This is a genomic window from Clostridium sp. TF06-15AC (genome assembly GCF_003481165.1).
In the GTDB taxonomy this organism is placed as follows: Bacteria; Bacillota; Clostridia; order Lachnospirales; family Lachnospiraceae; genus Otoolea; species Otoolea fessa.
The window spans coordinates 275,382-290,918 of the sequence record NZ_QUKS01000004.1; the positions used below are offsets into that span (position 1 = coordinate 275,382).

Sequence of the window (15,537 nt, forward strand, 5' to 3'; positions counted from 1 at the left end):
AAGTTAAAGGAGACCAGAAATGATTCGATTTGAACATTTAAGTAAAACATTCCAGACGAAAGACGGTGCATTTGAAGCACTGAAGGATGTGTCCTTCGAAATCGAAAAGGGCGATATCTACGGCGTCATCGGTTACAGCGGTGCCGGAAAATCCACCCTGATCCGAATGGTAAACGCCCTGGAAAGACCGACTTCCGGAAAGATTTTCGTTGAAGATAAGGACATTGGAAGCCTGAGTGCAAAAGAGCTTCGCAGCCTCCGAAAGGGAATCGGAATGATTTTCCAGCAGTTCAACCTCCTGGAATCCAAGACAATTTACGACAACGTCGCGATTGCCCTGAAACTAAACGGCACCCCCAAAAAAGACATCGAAGCGCGTATGAATGAGCTGCTGGAGTTCGTCGAACTTTCCGATAAGAAGTCCTACTATCCGGGACAGCTCTCCGGCGGACAGAAACAGCGTGTCGGTATCGCAAGGGCACTTGCAAATAATCCGTCGATTCTTCTCTGCGATGAGGCGACCAGCGCCCTCGACCCGAAAACGACCGATTCCATTCTCGATTTGCTAAAGAAGATTAATGAAACTCTTCATATTACAATTGTGATTATCACACATGAGATGAATGTCATCCAGAAAATCTGTAATAAAGTCGCCGTCATGGATTTCGGTAAAGTCGTAGAAACGGGCTCTGTCATCCAGGTTTTCTCAGACCCGCAGTCCGATATCGCCAAACGGTTTGTCGGCAATCTCATCCACGACGTTATTCCGGAACCGCTCGTCGAGAGCATCCGCAGGGAAACGCGGAACAGCCGCCTGCTCCGCATCAAGCTGGAAAATACAGACAGCACCGAGCCGCTTCTCTGGGATATCAACCGGCGGTTTGAGGTGGAAACCAACATTCTCTACTCCACCATCAACGTCATTCAGGGCATCGTCGTCGGCATCATGCTCGTCCTCTTCATCGGAAGCGACGAGGAAATCAAAAAAGCCGAGCGCTACATTCTCGAATCAAACGAAGAATATAAGGAGGTTGTATTACCATGATTCAGCAGTATTTAGGCATTTCGCCGGACAAACTCATCAAGGCCGGTTGGGAAACCATGTATATGGTCGGTTTTTCCCTGATTATCGGTTCCATCGTCGGATTTTTCATCGCCATTGTCTTATGGCTGACCCGCAAAGGCGGGCTCAAGGAAAATCCATTGCTTTACACGATTTTAAACGGTTTCATCAACATCATCCGAAGCACACCGTTTATCATCCTTCTGGTATGTGTAATGCCCTTTACGAAAATCATCGTCGGCACCCGGATCGGTACCAGGGCGGCTATCGTACCGTTAGTTATCTATACCGCCCCATTTTTAGCAAGACTTCTTGAGACATCGCTTCTGGAAGTCGGCGGTGGCATCATCGAGGCAGCCCAGTCGATGGGAGCGACCACGTTCCAGATTATCGTTCATTTTGTGCTTCCGGAAGCATTTGCTTCGGTTATCCTGGCTCTGACAACCGGCACCATCGCCCTCATCGGAGCAACTGCGATGGCTGGCTACATCGGAGGCGGCGGCATCGGAAATATCGCCCTGACCTACGGCTATCAGACCTTTAACTTCCCGCTGATGTTTGCGACCGTTTTCATCCTGATTGCATTTGTCTGGATCATCCAGAGTCTGGGAAACCGGCTGTCACAGAAGAGACGGACACATCAGTAAATCAAATCATATCATAAAAGCTATTAAATTATTTTATATCCAAAATAACAAAACGAAAAAAGGAGAACCCCATTATGAAAAACGTAAAAGCCTATGTAAGAACCACCCTGACCGCCGGTCTGATCCTCGCAGCTGCTGTTCTGGGAGGCTGCTCAGAGAGTGATGCTGGAAGCTCCGCTGCTGATACTGCCGCTGCTTCTTCCGGCACCGAATCTGCTGCTTCCGCCGATGCTTCCAATTCTAATAAGAAGGAGCTCAAATACGGAAAAGCTGCCGGTCCGTACACTGTCTTATTTGAGGATGCCATCAAACCAATTCTGGAAAAAGAGGGCTATACACTCACCGAGGTTGATTTCTCTGACCTTCTCCAGAATGACCTTGCTTTAAATGACGGCGAGATCGATTTCAATGTAGAGCAGCATACCGCTTATGCCGAAAATTTCAACGAAGCCCAGAAGGGTAACCTGGTCCCGATTTCCCCGATTCCGACCGTTCCGGCTGCCATCTTTTCTGCCACCGAAACCTCTCTGGACGCCATTCAAGACGGTGCCAAAGTAGCCGTTCCGGACGATGCCGCCAACACAGCCCGCGCTTATGTACTCTTACAGAAAGCCGGATGGATCACTTTAAACCCGGATGTAGATCTCTCCACTGTCACCCAGGCAGATATCACGGAAAACCCGTACAACATCGAATTTACCGAAATGAACTCCACCAATATTCCAGCTGTTTTAGATGACTTTGATTATGCGGTTATCACCGGAAGTATTGTATACAATGCAGGAATCGATCCATCCACTGCCCTTCTTCAGGAAGACATTCTGCCGCATCTGATTCTGCAGGTCGTTGTAAAAGAGGAAAATAAAGATGCTCAGTGGGCAAAAGATATCGTTGCTGCTTACCACTCCGATGAATTCAAAGAATATTTAGACAAGAATAACAATGGTTTATGGTTTGTTCCGGAGGAACTGTTTAACTAATAGGAAACAGCATCGGAAGGCACCAGCAGGAAACAGGAGGATTTCACATGGCTCTCATTTTAGATAAAACCGAACAGAAAATTGTCGATATCATCGACGCACACCGCAACGAGATCATTGCATTCGCCAAAGATATCTACACCCATGCAGAGCTGGGTTATAAAGAATACAGAACTGCAGAAAAATTTGCTTCTTTCATGAAAAATCTGGGGCTTGAGACAACGGAAGGATTGGCTGTCACCGGTGTCAAAGCCTACTTAAATGAAGAAGAGAAAAAGAATGTAAGTCTGGCCCTCATCGGGGAACTGGATGCGCTCCGCATCCCGGAACATAAATATGCCAATCCGGAGACTCAGGGAGCTCACTGCTGCGGACATCATGCCCAGCTGGCCGGTGTCATCGGTGCAGCCCTGGCTCTGACCAATGAAGATGTTAAAAAAGAGCTGGACGGACAGGTTGTATTCTTCGCCGTACCGGCAGAGGAATATGGTGAGATTGAATTCAAGAACTCCCTGACCGCCCAGGGAAAAATCAAATATGGCGGCGGAAAATGTGAACTCATCCGCATCGGTGCTTTTGATGATATCGACCTGGATATCGTCCACCACACCGGTGACAAGGATATCAGTGTGGGTTCCCACTCCAACAATGGTTTCGTCTCCAAGGTCATTCGTTATAAGGGACTGGCTGCCCACGCAGCCGGCGCCCCGCATCTGGGAGTCAATGCATTAAATGCAGCCTCCCTCGGACTTTCCGCCCTGGCTTACCAGCGTGAAACCTTCCGGGATGATGACCATGTCCGGATTCATCCCATTATCACAAAAGGCGGTAATCTCGTCAATGTAGTACCGGATGAGGTGGTAATCGAAACTCTGGTACGTGCCGCCAACAAGGATGCCATCGCAGATGCTGCTGCCAAAACAGACCGTGCCTTCAAAGCCGGTGCCATCGCCGTCGGTGCTACCTGCGAAATCACCACTATGCCCGGATACCTTCCGGCTCTGAGTGAAAAAGCCGATGAATCAGTCCTGGCAGCCGCTGAGATTGCCGCACAAACCAGTGAAAACGATTACCAGATCGTCCAGGAAGATACCCGCGCCTACAGCGGCGGTTCCACCGATGTGGGGGATGTACAGCATCTGCAGCCGGTCCTTACCTTCAACACCGGCGGTAAAGTAAGCGGCCTCCACTCCGTTGATTTCGATATCGTGGATGAGGAACTTGCCTATGTGGTCACTGCAAAAATCTTCGCACTCTCCGCTTACCGCCTGCTTCGGGACGGGGCTGTGAAAGCAAAAGAAATTGTGGCGAATTATCAGCCCATCTTTACCAAAGAGGAATATATCAAATATATGGATTCCTTTATCAAGACGGAAACGTATTCATAATGGATTTCATTATTTGCTAAATTTCTAATATTTTATAGAAAAGACAGGAGATATTGTTTATTGCAACACGTCCTGTCTTTTCCTCCCTCACAAAATATCCTTTTCTTCTAGTATTTCTGGATATAAATCCAATATTTTATATGTAAATAGCAATCTTTCTACAATATCTGCCGTATAGTTTGAAATTCCCGATAAGTCATTAAATTTTCTTAATCTATATTCCATTGTATTTCGATGGATTCCCAATTTCTGTGCAGCTGCTGTTACACTAGCAAGTTCTAAAGCAATTCTTTTAGAATATGCGAATGAAGTACCATATTTGTGGTCATATCTAAATACCTCTAGTAATTCAGGCATACAAAAGTATTGGATATGTCCTTCCCTTCCAATCTTCTTTATAGCACAATACATAATATAATCTTGATAATGAATCAGGCTTTTATTAAAATGCAGACTTTTTTCAAGTCCTATAACCATTAATAGTTGATTAAGAATATATGCAAAATCTGTAATTTTATGGAATTGATTGCTGCATACTGCTAGTAAATCATATTTTTCCAGAAATGCTTCCAACGCATTCAAGCATATTCCAACCTCTTTTGTATCAAAAAATAAAATCAGTTTTCTATTGACTTCAAGAATAATGGCTTCAGGGAAAATCAGCGACAAATGATTTCTATATGACATCATCATTCGTGACTCTGCCTTTCCTGTTTTATCAGAAATAGCAATTATATAGTAATGATCATGAAGCATCCACGAAAAACCTTCTGCCCGTTTTTTGAATTCTGCTTCTGAGTATTTTGCATCCTGAATTAATTCTTGCAATAGATTTTCACTTCGTGTTGTATTAGGTAAAATATTTTCTTTTTCAAGAAATAGTTGAAGTGCTCCACACAAAAAATTCATAATTTCGATATCACTATCTTTGAACGGATGATTATAAGCCACCGTTAAAAACCAGCCAAAATATCTTCGATTTACAATCAAACGGCAAATCAAACGTTCTCTTTTTTTTGGTGATTTCAAAAGAAACGTCTGCGGTGTATTTTTTATTTGCTCCAGAACGTTAGCGTAATCGTATTTTTGAAATAGTTCACTTGTCACATATCCCATTCGAAATACACTATTTAATATCTCGTCATCTGCAGCCATTACTTCATTTGCCGAATGTACCAATAATCTTGTTGTAAAATCTTGTAATAAAATAGGATTTCCAAGGATACTAGCAGCAACATCCAATAAATCCTTTATAGACGTACAATCAAACAAAGCACGACTGATCGCCAATTCTGCCTCCAAGATACGACTTTCCAAATTTAATTTCGATAAAAGTGCTGTAAACACTTCTCCCGGAGCATCACTCTGATATATTATATAATTCTCTGGTTTCTGCATATCAATAAAATCATTCAAATTTCCTAAAAGAATAAATATAGATGGGGCTTCCAGACAGCCATCTCCTACCTCTAACAATACCGGAGCTGTTACCACATAAATAATATTTTTTGTGAATGCTACAGACGTCAATGAAAGATTACAAACTTGGCAAATGTTCTGAGACTTATCTTTTATGTGAATTTCTTCTATATTCTCAGCTGATAATGCCTCTATCAAAACGGAAAGCTTCATATTTTCTCACCTACTTCTACAATTAGCAAAGAGGCACTACAAGCGCAGCACCTCTCTAATTCCAGTTTTAATTATCTTTATATTAAACCATTTCTCCAGATTTGTATACCCGAATCAAGCAATCCGTATATGCTTTCAAATTAGTATATGGATTTTCTCCCAATAGCACTAAATCAGCAATCTTACCTGGTTCAATCGTCCCAATTTCTTCTGACATCCCTAATACTTCTGCCGATGTTAACGTTGCAGAAGAAATAATCTTTTCTGGAGGCATTCCATAATCCTGCATAACTAGCATTTCCTTAAATGCAGATGGCTGTGAACCAAAACACGGAGAACCCGCATCCGTTCCTAATGCAATCTTCACCCCTTTTTCCATTGCTCTCGCAAAAGTGCTTTTCTGCTGTCTTGTTACAAGAGCAGAACGTTCCACCATAAAATCACTTAAAACACCCTTGTTTTCCGATAATATTTTATAAATAGCCAATGTTGGAACCAAAGTTAGTCCTTTTTCTTTCATCATGTCTAAATACTCATCCGGAATGTCCGGTCCATGTTCAATCGTATCAATTCCTGCCTTGATACATTCAATAATTCCTTCCTGCGAAACTGCATGAACAGCAACCTTCATATGAAGACGATGTGCTTCATGAACAATAAATTTAAGCTGATCTAAATCGTACATGCTTGGTCCAACATCTTCCAAGCCAGCTGCACCACCAGTATCCATAATTTTAATCCACTGGCAACGAATTCCTTTTTTTACAAACAAAGTCTTTTTTTCCCGTATTGCATACAAAAGTTCATCTTTCGTATTTGCAATCGTTCCAATTGATGGAACATGTCCATATATACTCTGAATTGCAGAACCGCATGGAATAACTCTCGAACCTTTAATCCATCCCTTTTCAACTGCAAACGCCGTTTCAATTGATAAATCCTTAGGACTTCCTACTTCTCGTATGGTTGTAACTCCCTTTTTTAAAGAATTTTCAACATTATGTACACTTCTCAAAAAAGCTTGATATGAACCGTACATTTCATCCATATCTTCTGAAATAGCGCTTCCGTCCCATGTACTATGTACATGCATATCAATAATTCCTGGTGATAAATATTTTCCTTCACCGTCTACCACCTGATCCGCAGAACTCTTAATATCTCTTCCTATTTTCTCTATTCTTTCATTTTTGATCCAAACATCCACATCTGAAAGTATCTGCTGATTTCGAACATCAACTACATTCACATGTTTAAATAATAAAGTGCTCATAAATCCTTCACCTCCATTTTTATTCCTGTTTTATAATACCTGTTTTATACATGAATCTGGCAATAATAATTGTAAGCGCTATTCCTCCTAACAATACCCACTGAAGATCAATTTTTAATACTAGTATTCCTAATAAACAAAGAACAACTGAAACAACTGAAACCTTGAATTCTTTTAAAAGCCATAGTCCAGCTAAAGCACCAAATATTGCAGGAACGACATTACTAAATGCCGGAGCAAGAACTGCAGAATTTAACACTGGGGTCAATGGCTGCATCAAAACGATTCCCAATGCAATAATTACCGTTGTCGTGATACTGGATACTGCCACTGCCACAACTGATACAGCATTTGCTTTTTCACTTCCAGCTTCTATACCAGCTATACTCATTGCTGACAACGCACAAGGAATTTTCTGATTCTGCAGATTTCCGGTAATATAAGTCAAATAAAGGCTTCCTGGTCCTAAAATAGGTGGAAAAGCAATCATTTCACTTAAAACATACGAAGCCATCAAAATCCACATTGTTAAAACTCCTGGCCATATTATTTTAAAATCCGGCCATATTCCAGAACGTACTGAAGCAAAAAACGGAAATGCGCAGATTGCAATCAACATTGCCCATCCATATAATCTTCCATCATGATGCATTTTCTTTTCAAAATCAGTCATTAGACTTCACTCCTTTCCTAATTATGCTAAGAGCGGTGTTATAATCATTGATAATACTAATCCAAATAAAATTGTTAACGGAAAAGCATAATCTTTCAACCATTTTAGTGCTGGATTTTTCGCTGCCAAATTACATACATATGAAAACAGAAAACATCCAATAATAACCAGACTCGGAACAATTCCTTTCTTTCCACTATTAATTGCAAACGCAGCAATTACCGTAACTAATGCACAAAGACTGAAAATACCAATCCAACGGCTATCCTTTTTTCGGAAAACATCATAGGTTTTACAAACTGGTTTTAAAACCACTAAGACAATTGGCAATGCAACTGAACATCCTAATGTCATCGACCATGCAGCATTAATCCATGCCTCGATCGTCATTGTCGTCGATGTAAACTCAACTCCCATTGCTTCTGCTGCCATTGTTGCTGAAATTAATTCATTATTTGCTGAGCCTATAACAGAAGTCCTAAGCCACGGCAATGCTACACCAAGAACTGGAACCATTACGATTACGCTAAGCACAATCGGGATAGATGGAACCAAACTGATTCCAATGCAATTAATAACAATTTTTTTTAGCTCTTCCTTGCTTACTCCCAACCTTTCTGCTTCTTTCCAACCATTTTTCAAAAAAATGATACAGACAATGGTAACTAAAACCAAAACAACGGCAACAAAGATTGTAAAACTAGCATTGTTTACAAATTTCTGATAATCCATTCCCATTCCTCCTTGCTGTAAATATTTTCTTGTTGCAATTATTTTATAAAACCTTGTATTATTTTTCATTGTGCTCAGTGTACAAATCTATAATCGCATTTTTGTCTGTATGTTTAATGTATTTGTCGTTTTTAACAAGATTTTCAGTCTTTTCCGGCATCATATGACTAAAATAAGGCGAGAAGTGCTTCTCGTCACTGCACTTCTCGCCTCATTTATAATTGTATATTCAAAAACACCTTAAGCATTTTTCCATTCATTCACCGTTGATTTTTACAGCACCTTCCGTCCATTTACTGTCAGCTTAAAGGTCGTTCCCAGTATCTCCGCTGATTTCCGGCAAAGCATCATTCTTCCCAGGAAAATCTCGAAATAATCATACATGGAACATATCTTTTCATCTACCTGAAGATTCAGGGCAATAACTGAACGATCCTTTTCAATCTTAAGTTTGGACTCTGTTACCGCATAATTCACACGGTCGTGGATATCAAAAGCGGCTCTCTCTTTTTCACGAACACGGCTTCTTCGTACATCCGTCTTATCAGCGATAATCAGAGCTGCGGATATTACATCCTCCGCACTTCCGGTGTGCGGCAGTCTCACCGTAGACACCGGCTCCGTGGGAACAGAAGACCGATCCGCTTGGGTTTGCCAAATCCGCATCCGGATCATAACCGGCTGCTTCGATGACCTCTTCCTCATTATGGCAGGGTCCATATCCATCCAGGGATGAAACCGGTGCACGGCCGGTAAGTATCGCCTGTCCATCCTCCAGAACCGGTCCTTCAAAAACCGCAAACCGGCGTTCCAGATCCGTCATTGCACGTCCTACCATCTTGTCCGGTATCGTCAGATGAAATGCATAAAATGGCTCCAAAAGCATCGAATGTGCCTGCATCAGGCCATGACGGATAGCCCGGTAAACCGACTGACGTAAATCACCGCCATTCAAGGTATTCACAGGCAATTTTACTACCTGTTATGATACCATGAATGGCGGGGATTATAAAATTTTATCATCGGTTGATGAAATTCAGTACCACCACAAGCAGCAGCATATGAACTGGATAAAATGCATAACAGAGATACTGGAATGGTTTACTGTGGTAGCCTTATCTGCCGCGGTACAGCCAGATGGGGATCAATGCCAGAAGCGCAAGCCCCTGCTGGCACAGTTCAAATTCCATGCCAAAGAGCTGAACCGGATACATCAGACCGCCCAGCAGTTCCACATTCAGCCAGTATAGGGCAGCCAGCTGTCCCAAGAAGCACCACCATTTCCGCCCATGTAGGAAATAGAACACAAATACCGTCAGAACACCAACCCCGTAGTAATCCACCATGCAAAGAGTTCCCAGTACCAGACCTGCCGGCACAACCAAAACGCACACCAGCAGATACATCCAGGTTTTTCCTTTTTTCCGTACCTGTTCCATAAGCCAGACACCTAAAAGGCCCAACAGGAATGTCCAGAGGACATTCTGGTGAACCGGATAAAACCAGGTACCGCCGTACATCAAATCAAAGGGAATTTCTGAAAGCACTGCAAACAGCAGCATCCGAAGGATGTACTTTTTAAAGCTTCTGGTGTGGAAGTACCCCTCCACCGCCATAAAAGCGAAGATAGGAAATGCCACTCTTCCGGCACAGGTAAGCCACTCCCTAGCAGGAAGAAGCGTCGCCCAAAGGTGATCCATCAGCATAAGTGTCATGGCGATAATGTGCAGGACAGCTGCAGTAAGTTCAAAGTTTTTTGAAGCAGATGAATCCATTCAGTTCTTGTTCCTTTCCTATTGCATTTCTATCGTATAATTATAGCTGTATGTGTGAACATAAAGCATATTGTCCTGAGGCACCAGAAGATCCGGCTGTTTTTTCAGCTCCAGGCTTGCAATAACCTCGCCGGTGTGAAGGTTGAGCTGATAAAGATAATCCTTTTCCGAGGTAAAACCATACCCGCAGATAATAACATCCTTTTTTACAATAAAATTCATGGTGTTGCAGGTCTGATCCCCACTTCGCCAAAGAAGCTTGTTATTTTCCAGATCATAGGCAAACATAAAGCAGCTATCCGGCTGTGCGTAACCATTTGTCACACTGATGCCATAAAAGATATCATCCAGGAGGCAGGCATTATTGCCGTTGATATACCATTTATCCGTTGGATACTCCAGCACATACAGACAATTTCCGGAAATATTTTCATAAATATACAGCGCATCCCCGGACCAGATATACTGATATTCGTCATCATAGAAATTATTCCATTCCTTTCCGACCATAGGAAGGGATAACTGTTTGCTTTCATACCATTCGTTCGCAAAATCGATTCCATTTTCCTCTTCCGACACAATTTTTAACGTTAACGGTGAAACTGCATCTCCCTTCGGATGAATCTCCCCAACTCCGGATAAGTCAATGGTGATATACTTAGTTTCAGGAGCCGCATTTTCCCCTTCCCCTGCATCCTCATTTTGAATCAATATGGACTCCTCACCGGTCTCCCGGACACTTTCTGCAACACTTGACTCATTTTGCATCGTATAATCCATGTCCTTCTTGCCACAGCCAGCCAGGGTGAGCAAACAAGTCCACACAATCATAAAAGTTAGAAGTTTTTTCATATATATCCATTCCTCTCTGCTCAAAAAGATGTTATCACTTTGGATGAACTTTCTTCTGAGCCATTTCTATTTGAACACGTTGAGAAGTCACCTTAACTTATCTCTATATCAAAACATGCCTGGCAGTTTTGCCGCCAGGAATAATCCAGCACCAAATGAGATCAGATTGGCCACAAAGGAATACAGGATATAATATGCATCCTCCTTTTTCTTTTCTGATATCCTCTTAAGAATTGTACAATACAACACTGCCTCCAGAGCAAATACAATCAGCTCAAAAAGTACATAGAAAAATGTAAATGCAAGAGGGCCGGAATTATAATTAATCACATTGAGCAGCACATTTAAGATAATCTGCGTAATAATGTTGACAACAGCCAGAATCAACAGCTGTTTTTTCTGTCTGAAACCAAACAGCAGCGCCACCAGCATTTCGATTAAAATAGTAAGGACGATCCTTGCTCCAAGAGCCAGCATCTCCTGCCGGTAATTATACGAACGGTAGGCCTCAATCCGCTCATTGGTACTCAAATCATCATTGTATTCCACCGAACCGATATCCACACCATCCATATCCACTGTATAATACGTATCAAATGCATAACGAGCATAAATTCCACTGGATACAAAGGTTTCCGTTTCCGGATAATACAGAAGGATTTTAAAATCATCCGGCGGATAATAGGTCCATGCAAGCTCTTTGCTTTCACTTACCTTCCAGCTCCGCTGCAGAAAATAGTATCCATCCGGATCCTTGTAATTCACAAAGATCTTCCAGATACCAGGATCCATGTACTCTTTCTGGGCACTCTCCGTTCTTCCATCCCAGGCACTTGCCGGACCAGTAGATTTCTCCTTCGACAGCAAAGTTCCATAACAGAGCTCATCCCCCATATGCTCAAACTGAATCCGAACAGAGGCCTTTGGTCCCATATCGGCATTGACTGTCATCGGAAATGCTGAAACTGCCATTATCATACACAAAAGCATTATAAAAACAAGACTGTATTTTCTATTTTTCATACCAAAAGCCTCCCTTCAGATATTTTTATTCTGGTGAAGAATCTCATCGGCATTCTTGCTGCAAAATACTACATCCGATGGGAATCATCTTCCATCTTGTAAACAAACAGGCGGTTCATCCCCTCCTGCCATGGGTATTCAAATTCCAGACGATTCCCAATTCATCACATATTCTTTTTCTCTTGTGAATTCGTCCATCTCTTCACTCTGAATAGTAAATCCTTCTCGTTGATAAAAAGACATTGCCCTGACATTCTTCTGATATACCTTTAACTGTAATTTGTCTTTTTTATCCTTGATGTAATCCAACAACATTTTACCTATGCCACATGACTGCATTTCGTCAGAAACAAAAATACCTTCTATGTATTCATCACTTACTCCTATAAAGCCTTGAATCATTTTATCATCTTCATACACATAAACTTCCGCCTGTGGCAGCATTTCCTTCACGAATTCATAATTACTTATCCAGTATTGTTCAGGAATAAAAAAATGTGCTTTCAGATTAGTTTTCAACCATATGTCAGCGACTCTGTTTATATCTGCCTTCTGCAACTTTCTAATCATAACGATTATTCTCCATCCAACCTGATTATAACACGATTAACTCATTACGATTTACCTATCTGTACTCAACAATTTCTTCGAAAGGTTTCCTTGGTCTTTTAGCCGGAGCTTCATTGGCAAATCCAATCGCAACAATTCCTGTCAATTGGCTGTCTGTTCCGATAAAATCCATCAGCTCATTATAGGCAAAACAAGTATTGGCAATCCATAAGGTGCCCAATCCATATCCCGTTGCTGTCAGAATCATATTTTCAATCGCCGCACCTATGGACAGTGAATCACATATTTCAACAATTCGCTTTTCATTTTCAATTCTTGCAAATGGAGTATGCTGGTTGGTATTAAGCACTGCTATAAGGCATGGGGCCTCCTGCATGATTCTAACGGTATTCTCAGCATCCGGTATGGCAAATGCCCATTCCGGCATAAGTTCATGGGTCATTTTTTCTGAATTTATACCATGACGCATGACATCAACCAGTTTATCTTTTTCTTTCCCCTGATATACAATAAATTTCCAAGGCTGCCTGTTTTTAGCAGATGGTGCAAGGGAAGCACTGTATATGATCTCGTCAATTAACTTCCTTTCGATCTCATCTGGCTTATATTTTCTTATACTTCTTCTATTCTCAATTTCACGTATCATAGATTTCTCTCTCCTTTAGAACCTTGCCCTCAAGACTCATCTTCTCCTATGATTTCCAACCTATCCATCCCAACATGACATTTCAGGAAAAGCACCTCAACACCTGCTGCCTTTGCCTCGTGAAGTGCAGCGCCAAATTCGGGATGCGTTTCCGTATTCGGCCTGACTTCACTGATGCCTTCCATTTGAATCACAAATGCTATCAAACATTTATATCCTTGTCCGCACGCAGCTGCAAGTTCCCTTAAATGCTTAACTCCTCTTTCCGTCGGGGCATCTGGAAAATATCCAACTCCGTCTATCTCAAGGGTGCAGCCTTTGACTTCCATTAGATATTTTTGCTTTCCTTTTTCCATATAGAAATCCATCCGGCTATTTCCAAAGGTATACTCTGGTTTAATACAATCATACCCCTGTGTCATCAGCCATTCTTTTACCACTTTATTCGGTGCCTGAGAATCAATGTTAACCCATTTTTTATTCTTCTTAACTGCAATCAAATCATAGCGAGTCTTTCGATTTGGATTCTTTTCTATGCAATCTTCCAAAATCACTTCCGCCCCCCGCAGCAGTAATTCACGACAACGTCCCGTATTCTTTACATGAACCGATTCTACCGCTTCCGAGCCATCAATCTTTACCCGCGCAATAAAACGATTGGGACGTTCTATGAAAATTGCTTTCACTATCTTATCATATTTCATGTGACGTTTCCTATTATATGTACTGAAACATTCATTTTACACGATTGGATTCACTGGCAGCGTCCTGGTTGCAGTTCCGTTTTCTTTCCTTACCCTGATCGTTGTCTCCTTACTGACCCAGAAAGAAAATCAGGCGGCTGCCTAAAAGATGGCCTTTACTGATAGAAAAGAATTTTATAGTAAAACCGATTGGTTCAGATGGGCTGCCGTGCCAATGTACGGCAGCCCATCTGGCATCATTCTATCAGCCCTTTCGCTACCTCTTTCAGTTTCTTAGCCGACTCCACCAGCTTCTCCGCCTCTTCCTCACTCAATGCAATCGGTACATGCGTCTCCACACCCCCGATTCCCACGATCGCCGGCATACTCAGAGTGATATCTTCGATGCCGTACTCCCCGTGCATCATCGCAGACACCGGCAGAATCGAGCGCTCATTGCGGACGATACACTCGCAGATACGTTTTACCGACATCGCAATTCCGTAATACGTCGCCTGTTTTTTCGAAATAATCTCGTAAGCACTGTTTTTGACCTTCTCCGCGATCGCGTCCATCGCCGCATCGTGGTTAAAATGCCCGCGCATCTCGCAGAAATCGTTCAGCGGAATGCCCGATACATTCGTACTGCTCCACGCCGCGATCTCGCTGTCCCCGTGCTCACCGATGATAAACGAATGTACACTCCGGCTGTCCACGCCCAGGTGTTCGCCCAGCGCATATTTAAGCCGTGCCGTGTCAAGCACCGTACCCGAACCGAGCACCCGGTTCTCCGGCAGCCCGCTCAGTTTCAATGCCACATACGTCAAAATATCCACCGGATTCGATACGATCAGCAGAATCCCGCCAAAATCGCGTTTTACAATCTCCGGGATGATACTCTGATAAATTGCCGTATTCTTCTGCACCAGGTCAAGCCGCGTCTCCCCCGGCTTCTGGTTCGCCCCCGCTGTGATAATGATGATCGCCGCGTCCGCCGCGTCGTCATACGTGCCCGCGTAGATCTTCATCTGCCCTGCAAACGGAATCCCGTGCGCGATATCCTTCGCCTCGCCGTCCGCCTTTTCCATATTTACATCTAACAGAACCAGCTCGGAAAATAACCGGCTCTGCATCAGTGTAAATGCCGTTGCTGAACCCACAAATCCGCACCCGATGACTGCCGCTTTTCTTGGATTTACCTCTCTGCTCATACGCTCATTTCTCCTTTTTTCTCCGGCTTATACTACATGTCCATGTTTCTAGCATCCGCTCCCTGCATATGGACAAGCATACCTCTAGTCTCTCCTGCCATTCATATGTATTGTGCCGCTTACAAGAAAGAGTATACATGCTTTGGGACATTTTTTCAGTTGTTTAAACAACAAAAATAGAAACTACAACACTTTCTGATCATCCGACGACAATGTGTTTACCAGCAAAGAGGAGTTTCCATCATGTATTTTTCCGCACATTCCCGCTACTTCGATCCTGCCGCAATCTATTTTCACTTTGCATCACAGCAAGCAGAGTTCTTCGTAACTATCTTATTTATGTAAAATTGAATAAAAACATGCAAAATCAACATTTTCATCGATAGACA

Annotated in this window: 17 protein-coding genes; 4 read left to right on the top strand and 13 right to left on the bottom strand. The window is 42.5% G+C overall.

The window, feature by feature from the left end; translation table 11 throughout:
• The first annotated feature begins 19 nt into the window (after nt 1–19).
• From DXC57_RS10285 to DXC57_RS10300, 4 genes are all read left to right on the top strand, one after another.
• Nucleotides 20–1,045 (top strand): ATP-binding cassette domain-containing protein, encoded by a 1,026-nt coding sequence (locus tag DXC57_RS10285; protein WP_118652460.1) that lies wholly within the window; start codon nt 20–22, stop codon nt 1,043–1,045.
• Nucleotides 1,042–1,710, top strand: a complete 669-nt coding sequence (locus DXC57_RS10290; RefSeq protein ID WP_118652462.1) for a methionine ABC transporter permease — start codon at nt 1,042–1,044, stop codon at nt 1,708–1,710. Before DXC57_RS10285 ends, DXC57_RS10290 begins: the two co-directional genes overlap by 4 nt.
• Before the next feature lie 74 nt (nt 1,711–1,784).
• Nucleotides 1,785–2,690 carry a MetQ/NlpA family ABC transporter substrate-binding protein gene (locus DXC57_RS10295; RefSeq protein WP_118652464.1) on the top strand — a complete coding sequence of 302 codons (906 nt, stop codon included), beginning with the start codon at nt 1,785–1,787 and terminating at the stop codon, nt 2,688–2,690.
• Between the two features lie 47 nt (nt 2,691–2,737).
• Nucleotides 2,738–4,078 (top strand): amidohydrolase, encoded by a 1,341-nt coding sequence (locus DXC57_RS10300; protein ID WP_118652466.1) that lies wholly within the window; start codon nt 2,738–2,740, stop codon nt 4,076–4,078.
• A gap of 87 nt (nt 4,079–4,165) precedes the next feature.
• Here the strand turns inward: DXC57_RS10300 and DXC57_RS10305 are convergent, their stop codons facing one another.
• From DXC57_RS10305 to DXC57_RS10365, 13 genes are all read right to left on the bottom strand, one after another.
• Nucleotides 4,166–5,710 (bottom strand): helix-turn-helix domain-containing protein, encoded by a 1,545-nt coding sequence (locus DXC57_RS10305; RefSeq protein WP_118652468.1) that lies wholly within the window; start codon nt 5,708–5,710, stop codon nt 4,166–4,168.
• 82 nt (nt 5,711–5,792) lie between these two features.
• Nucleotides 5,793–6,983: an amidohydrolase family protein gene (locus DXC57_RS10310; RefSeq protein WP_118652470.1), complete on the bottom strand. Its 1,191-nt coding sequence runs from the start codon at nt 6,981–6,983 to the stop codon at nt 5,793–5,795.
• A gap of 19 nt (nt 6,984–7,002) precedes the next feature.
• A complete protein-coding gene (locus DXC57_RS10315; RefSeq protein ID WP_107000619.1) occupies nt 7,003–7,656 on the bottom strand; it encodes a hypothetical protein in 654 nt (217 codons plus the stop codon).
• Between the two features lie 21 nt (nt 7,657–7,677).
• The gene (locus DXC57_RS10320) at nt 7,678–8,388 is read right to left on the bottom strand and encodes a DUF5058 family protein (RefSeq protein ID WP_181357189.1); all 711 of its coding nucleotides are present in this window, start codon (nt 8,386–8,388) and stop codon (nt 7,678–7,680) included.
• Nucleotides 8,389–8,661: 273 nt separating this feature from the next.
• The gene (locus DXC57_RS10325) at nt 8,662–8,994 is read right to left on the bottom strand and encodes a hypothetical protein (RefSeq protein WP_347501984.1); all 333 of its coding nucleotides are present in this window, start codon (nt 8,992–8,994) and stop codon (nt 8,662–8,664) included.
• A complete protein-coding gene (locus DXC57_RS10330) occupies nt 8,933–9,352 on the bottom strand; it encodes a hypothetical protein (protein WP_347501986.1) in 420 nt (139 codons plus the stop codon). The genes DXC57_RS10325 and DXC57_RS10330 overlap by 62 nt, the downstream gene beginning before the upstream one ends.
• Before the next feature lie 151 nt (nt 9,353–9,503).
• The gene (locus tag DXC57_RS10335; RefSeq protein ID WP_243101447.1) at nt 9,504–10,163 is read right to left on the bottom strand and encodes a TraX family protein; all 660 of its coding nucleotides are present in this window, start codon (nt 10,161–10,163) and stop codon (nt 9,504–9,506) included.
• Between the two features lie 18 nt (nt 10,164–10,181).
• The gene (locus DXC57_RS10340) at nt 10,182–11,015 is read right to left on the bottom strand and encodes a hypothetical protein (protein ID WP_118652472.1); all 834 of its coding nucleotides are present in this window, start codon (nt 11,013–11,015) and stop codon (nt 10,182–10,184) included.
• A gap of 108 nt (nt 11,016–11,123) precedes the next feature.
• Nucleotides 11,124–12,038, bottom strand: coding sequence for a hypothetical protein (locus tag DXC57_RS10345; protein WP_243032356.1), 915 nt, complete (start codon nt 12,036–12,038; stop codon nt 11,124–11,126).
• 138 nt (nt 12,039–12,176) lie between these two features.
• Nucleotides 12,177–12,608, bottom strand: a complete 432-nt coding sequence (locus DXC57_RS10350) for an N-acetyltransferase (RefSeq protein WP_118652474.1) — start codon at nt 12,606–12,608, stop codon at nt 12,177–12,179.
• Between the two features lie 55 nt (nt 12,609–12,663).
• Nucleotides 12,664–13,254, bottom strand: coding sequence for a nitroreductase family protein (locus DXC57_RS10355; RefSeq protein WP_118652476.1), 591 nt, complete (start codon nt 13,252–13,254; stop codon nt 12,664–12,666).
• A 29-nt stretch (nt 13,255–13,283) separates the two neighbouring features.
• On the bottom strand, nt 13,284–13,958 hold the full coding sequence (gene sfsA / locus DXC57_RS10360) for a DNA/RNA nuclease SfsA (protein WP_118293955.1): 675 nt from the start codon (nt 13,956–13,958) through the stop codon (nt 13,284–13,286).
• Between the two features lie 236 nt (nt 13,959–14,194).
• Complete coding sequence (locus DXC57_RS10365) at nt 14,195–15,148, bottom strand: L-lactate dehydrogenase (protein WP_022359991.1); 954 nt, start codon at nt 15,146–15,148, stop codon at nt 14,195–14,197.
• Nucleotides 15,149–15,537 lie beyond the last annotated feature (389 nt).

Bases quoted from the DNA above. Each gene is read 5' to 3' on its own strand.
- DXC57_RS10285 (WP_118652460.1), top strand. From the start codon at position 20: ATGATTCGATTTGAACATTTAAGTAAAACATTCCAGACGAAAGACGGT.
- DXC57_RS10290 (WP_118652462.1), top strand. From the start codon at position 1,042: ATGATTCAGCAGTATTTAGGCATTTCGCCGGACAAACTCATCAAGGCC.
- DXC57_RS10295 (WP_118652464.1), top strand. From the start codon at position 1,785: ATGAAAAACGTAAAAGCCTATGTAAGAACCACCCTGACCGCCGGTCTG.
- DXC57_RS10300 (WP_118652466.1), top strand. From the start codon at position 2,738: ATGGCTCTCATTTTAGATAAAACCGAACAGAAAATTGTCGATATCATC.
- DXC57_RS10305 (WP_118652468.1), bottom strand. From the start codon at position 5,710: ATGAAGCTTTCCGTTTTGATAGAGGCATTATCAGCTGAGAATATAGAA.
- DXC57_RS10310 (WP_118652470.1), bottom strand. From the start codon at position 6,983: ATGAGCACTTTATTATTTAAACATGTGAATGTAGTTGATGTTCGAAAT.
- DXC57_RS10315 (WP_107000619.1), bottom strand. From the start codon at position 7,656: ATGACTGATTTTGAAAAGAAAATGCATCATGATGGAAGATTATATGGA.
- DXC57_RS10320 (WP_181357189.1), bottom strand. From the start codon at position 8,388: ATGGATTATCAGAAATTTGTAAACAATGCTAGTTTTACAATCTTTGTT.
- DXC57_RS10335 (WP_243101447.1), bottom strand. From the start codon at position 10,163: ATGGATTCATCTGCTTCAAAAAACTTTGAACTTACTGCAGCTGTCCTG.
- DXC57_RS10340 (WP_118652472.1), bottom strand. From the start codon at position 11,015: ATGAAAAAACTTCTAACTTTTATGATTGTGTGGACTTGTTTGCTCACC.
- DXC57_RS10345 (WP_243032356.1), bottom strand. From the start codon at position 12,038: ATGAAAAATAGAAAATACAGTCTTGTTTTTATAATGCTTTTGTGTATG.
- DXC57_RS10350 (WP_118652474.1), bottom strand. From the start codon at position 12,608: ATGATTAGAAAGTTGCAGAAGGCAGATATAAACAGAGTCGCTGACATA.
- DXC57_RS10355 (WP_118652476.1), bottom strand. From the start codon at position 13,254: ATGATACGTGAAATTGAGAATAGAAGAAGTATAAGAAAATATAAGCCA.
- sfsA (WP_118293955.1), bottom strand. From the start codon at position 13,958: ATGAAATATGATAAGATAGTGAAAGCAATTTTCATAGAACGTCCCAAT.
- DXC57_RS10365 (WP_022359991.1), bottom strand. From the start codon at position 15,148: ATGAGCAGAGAGGTAAATCCAAGAAAAGCGGCAGTCATCGGGTGCGGA.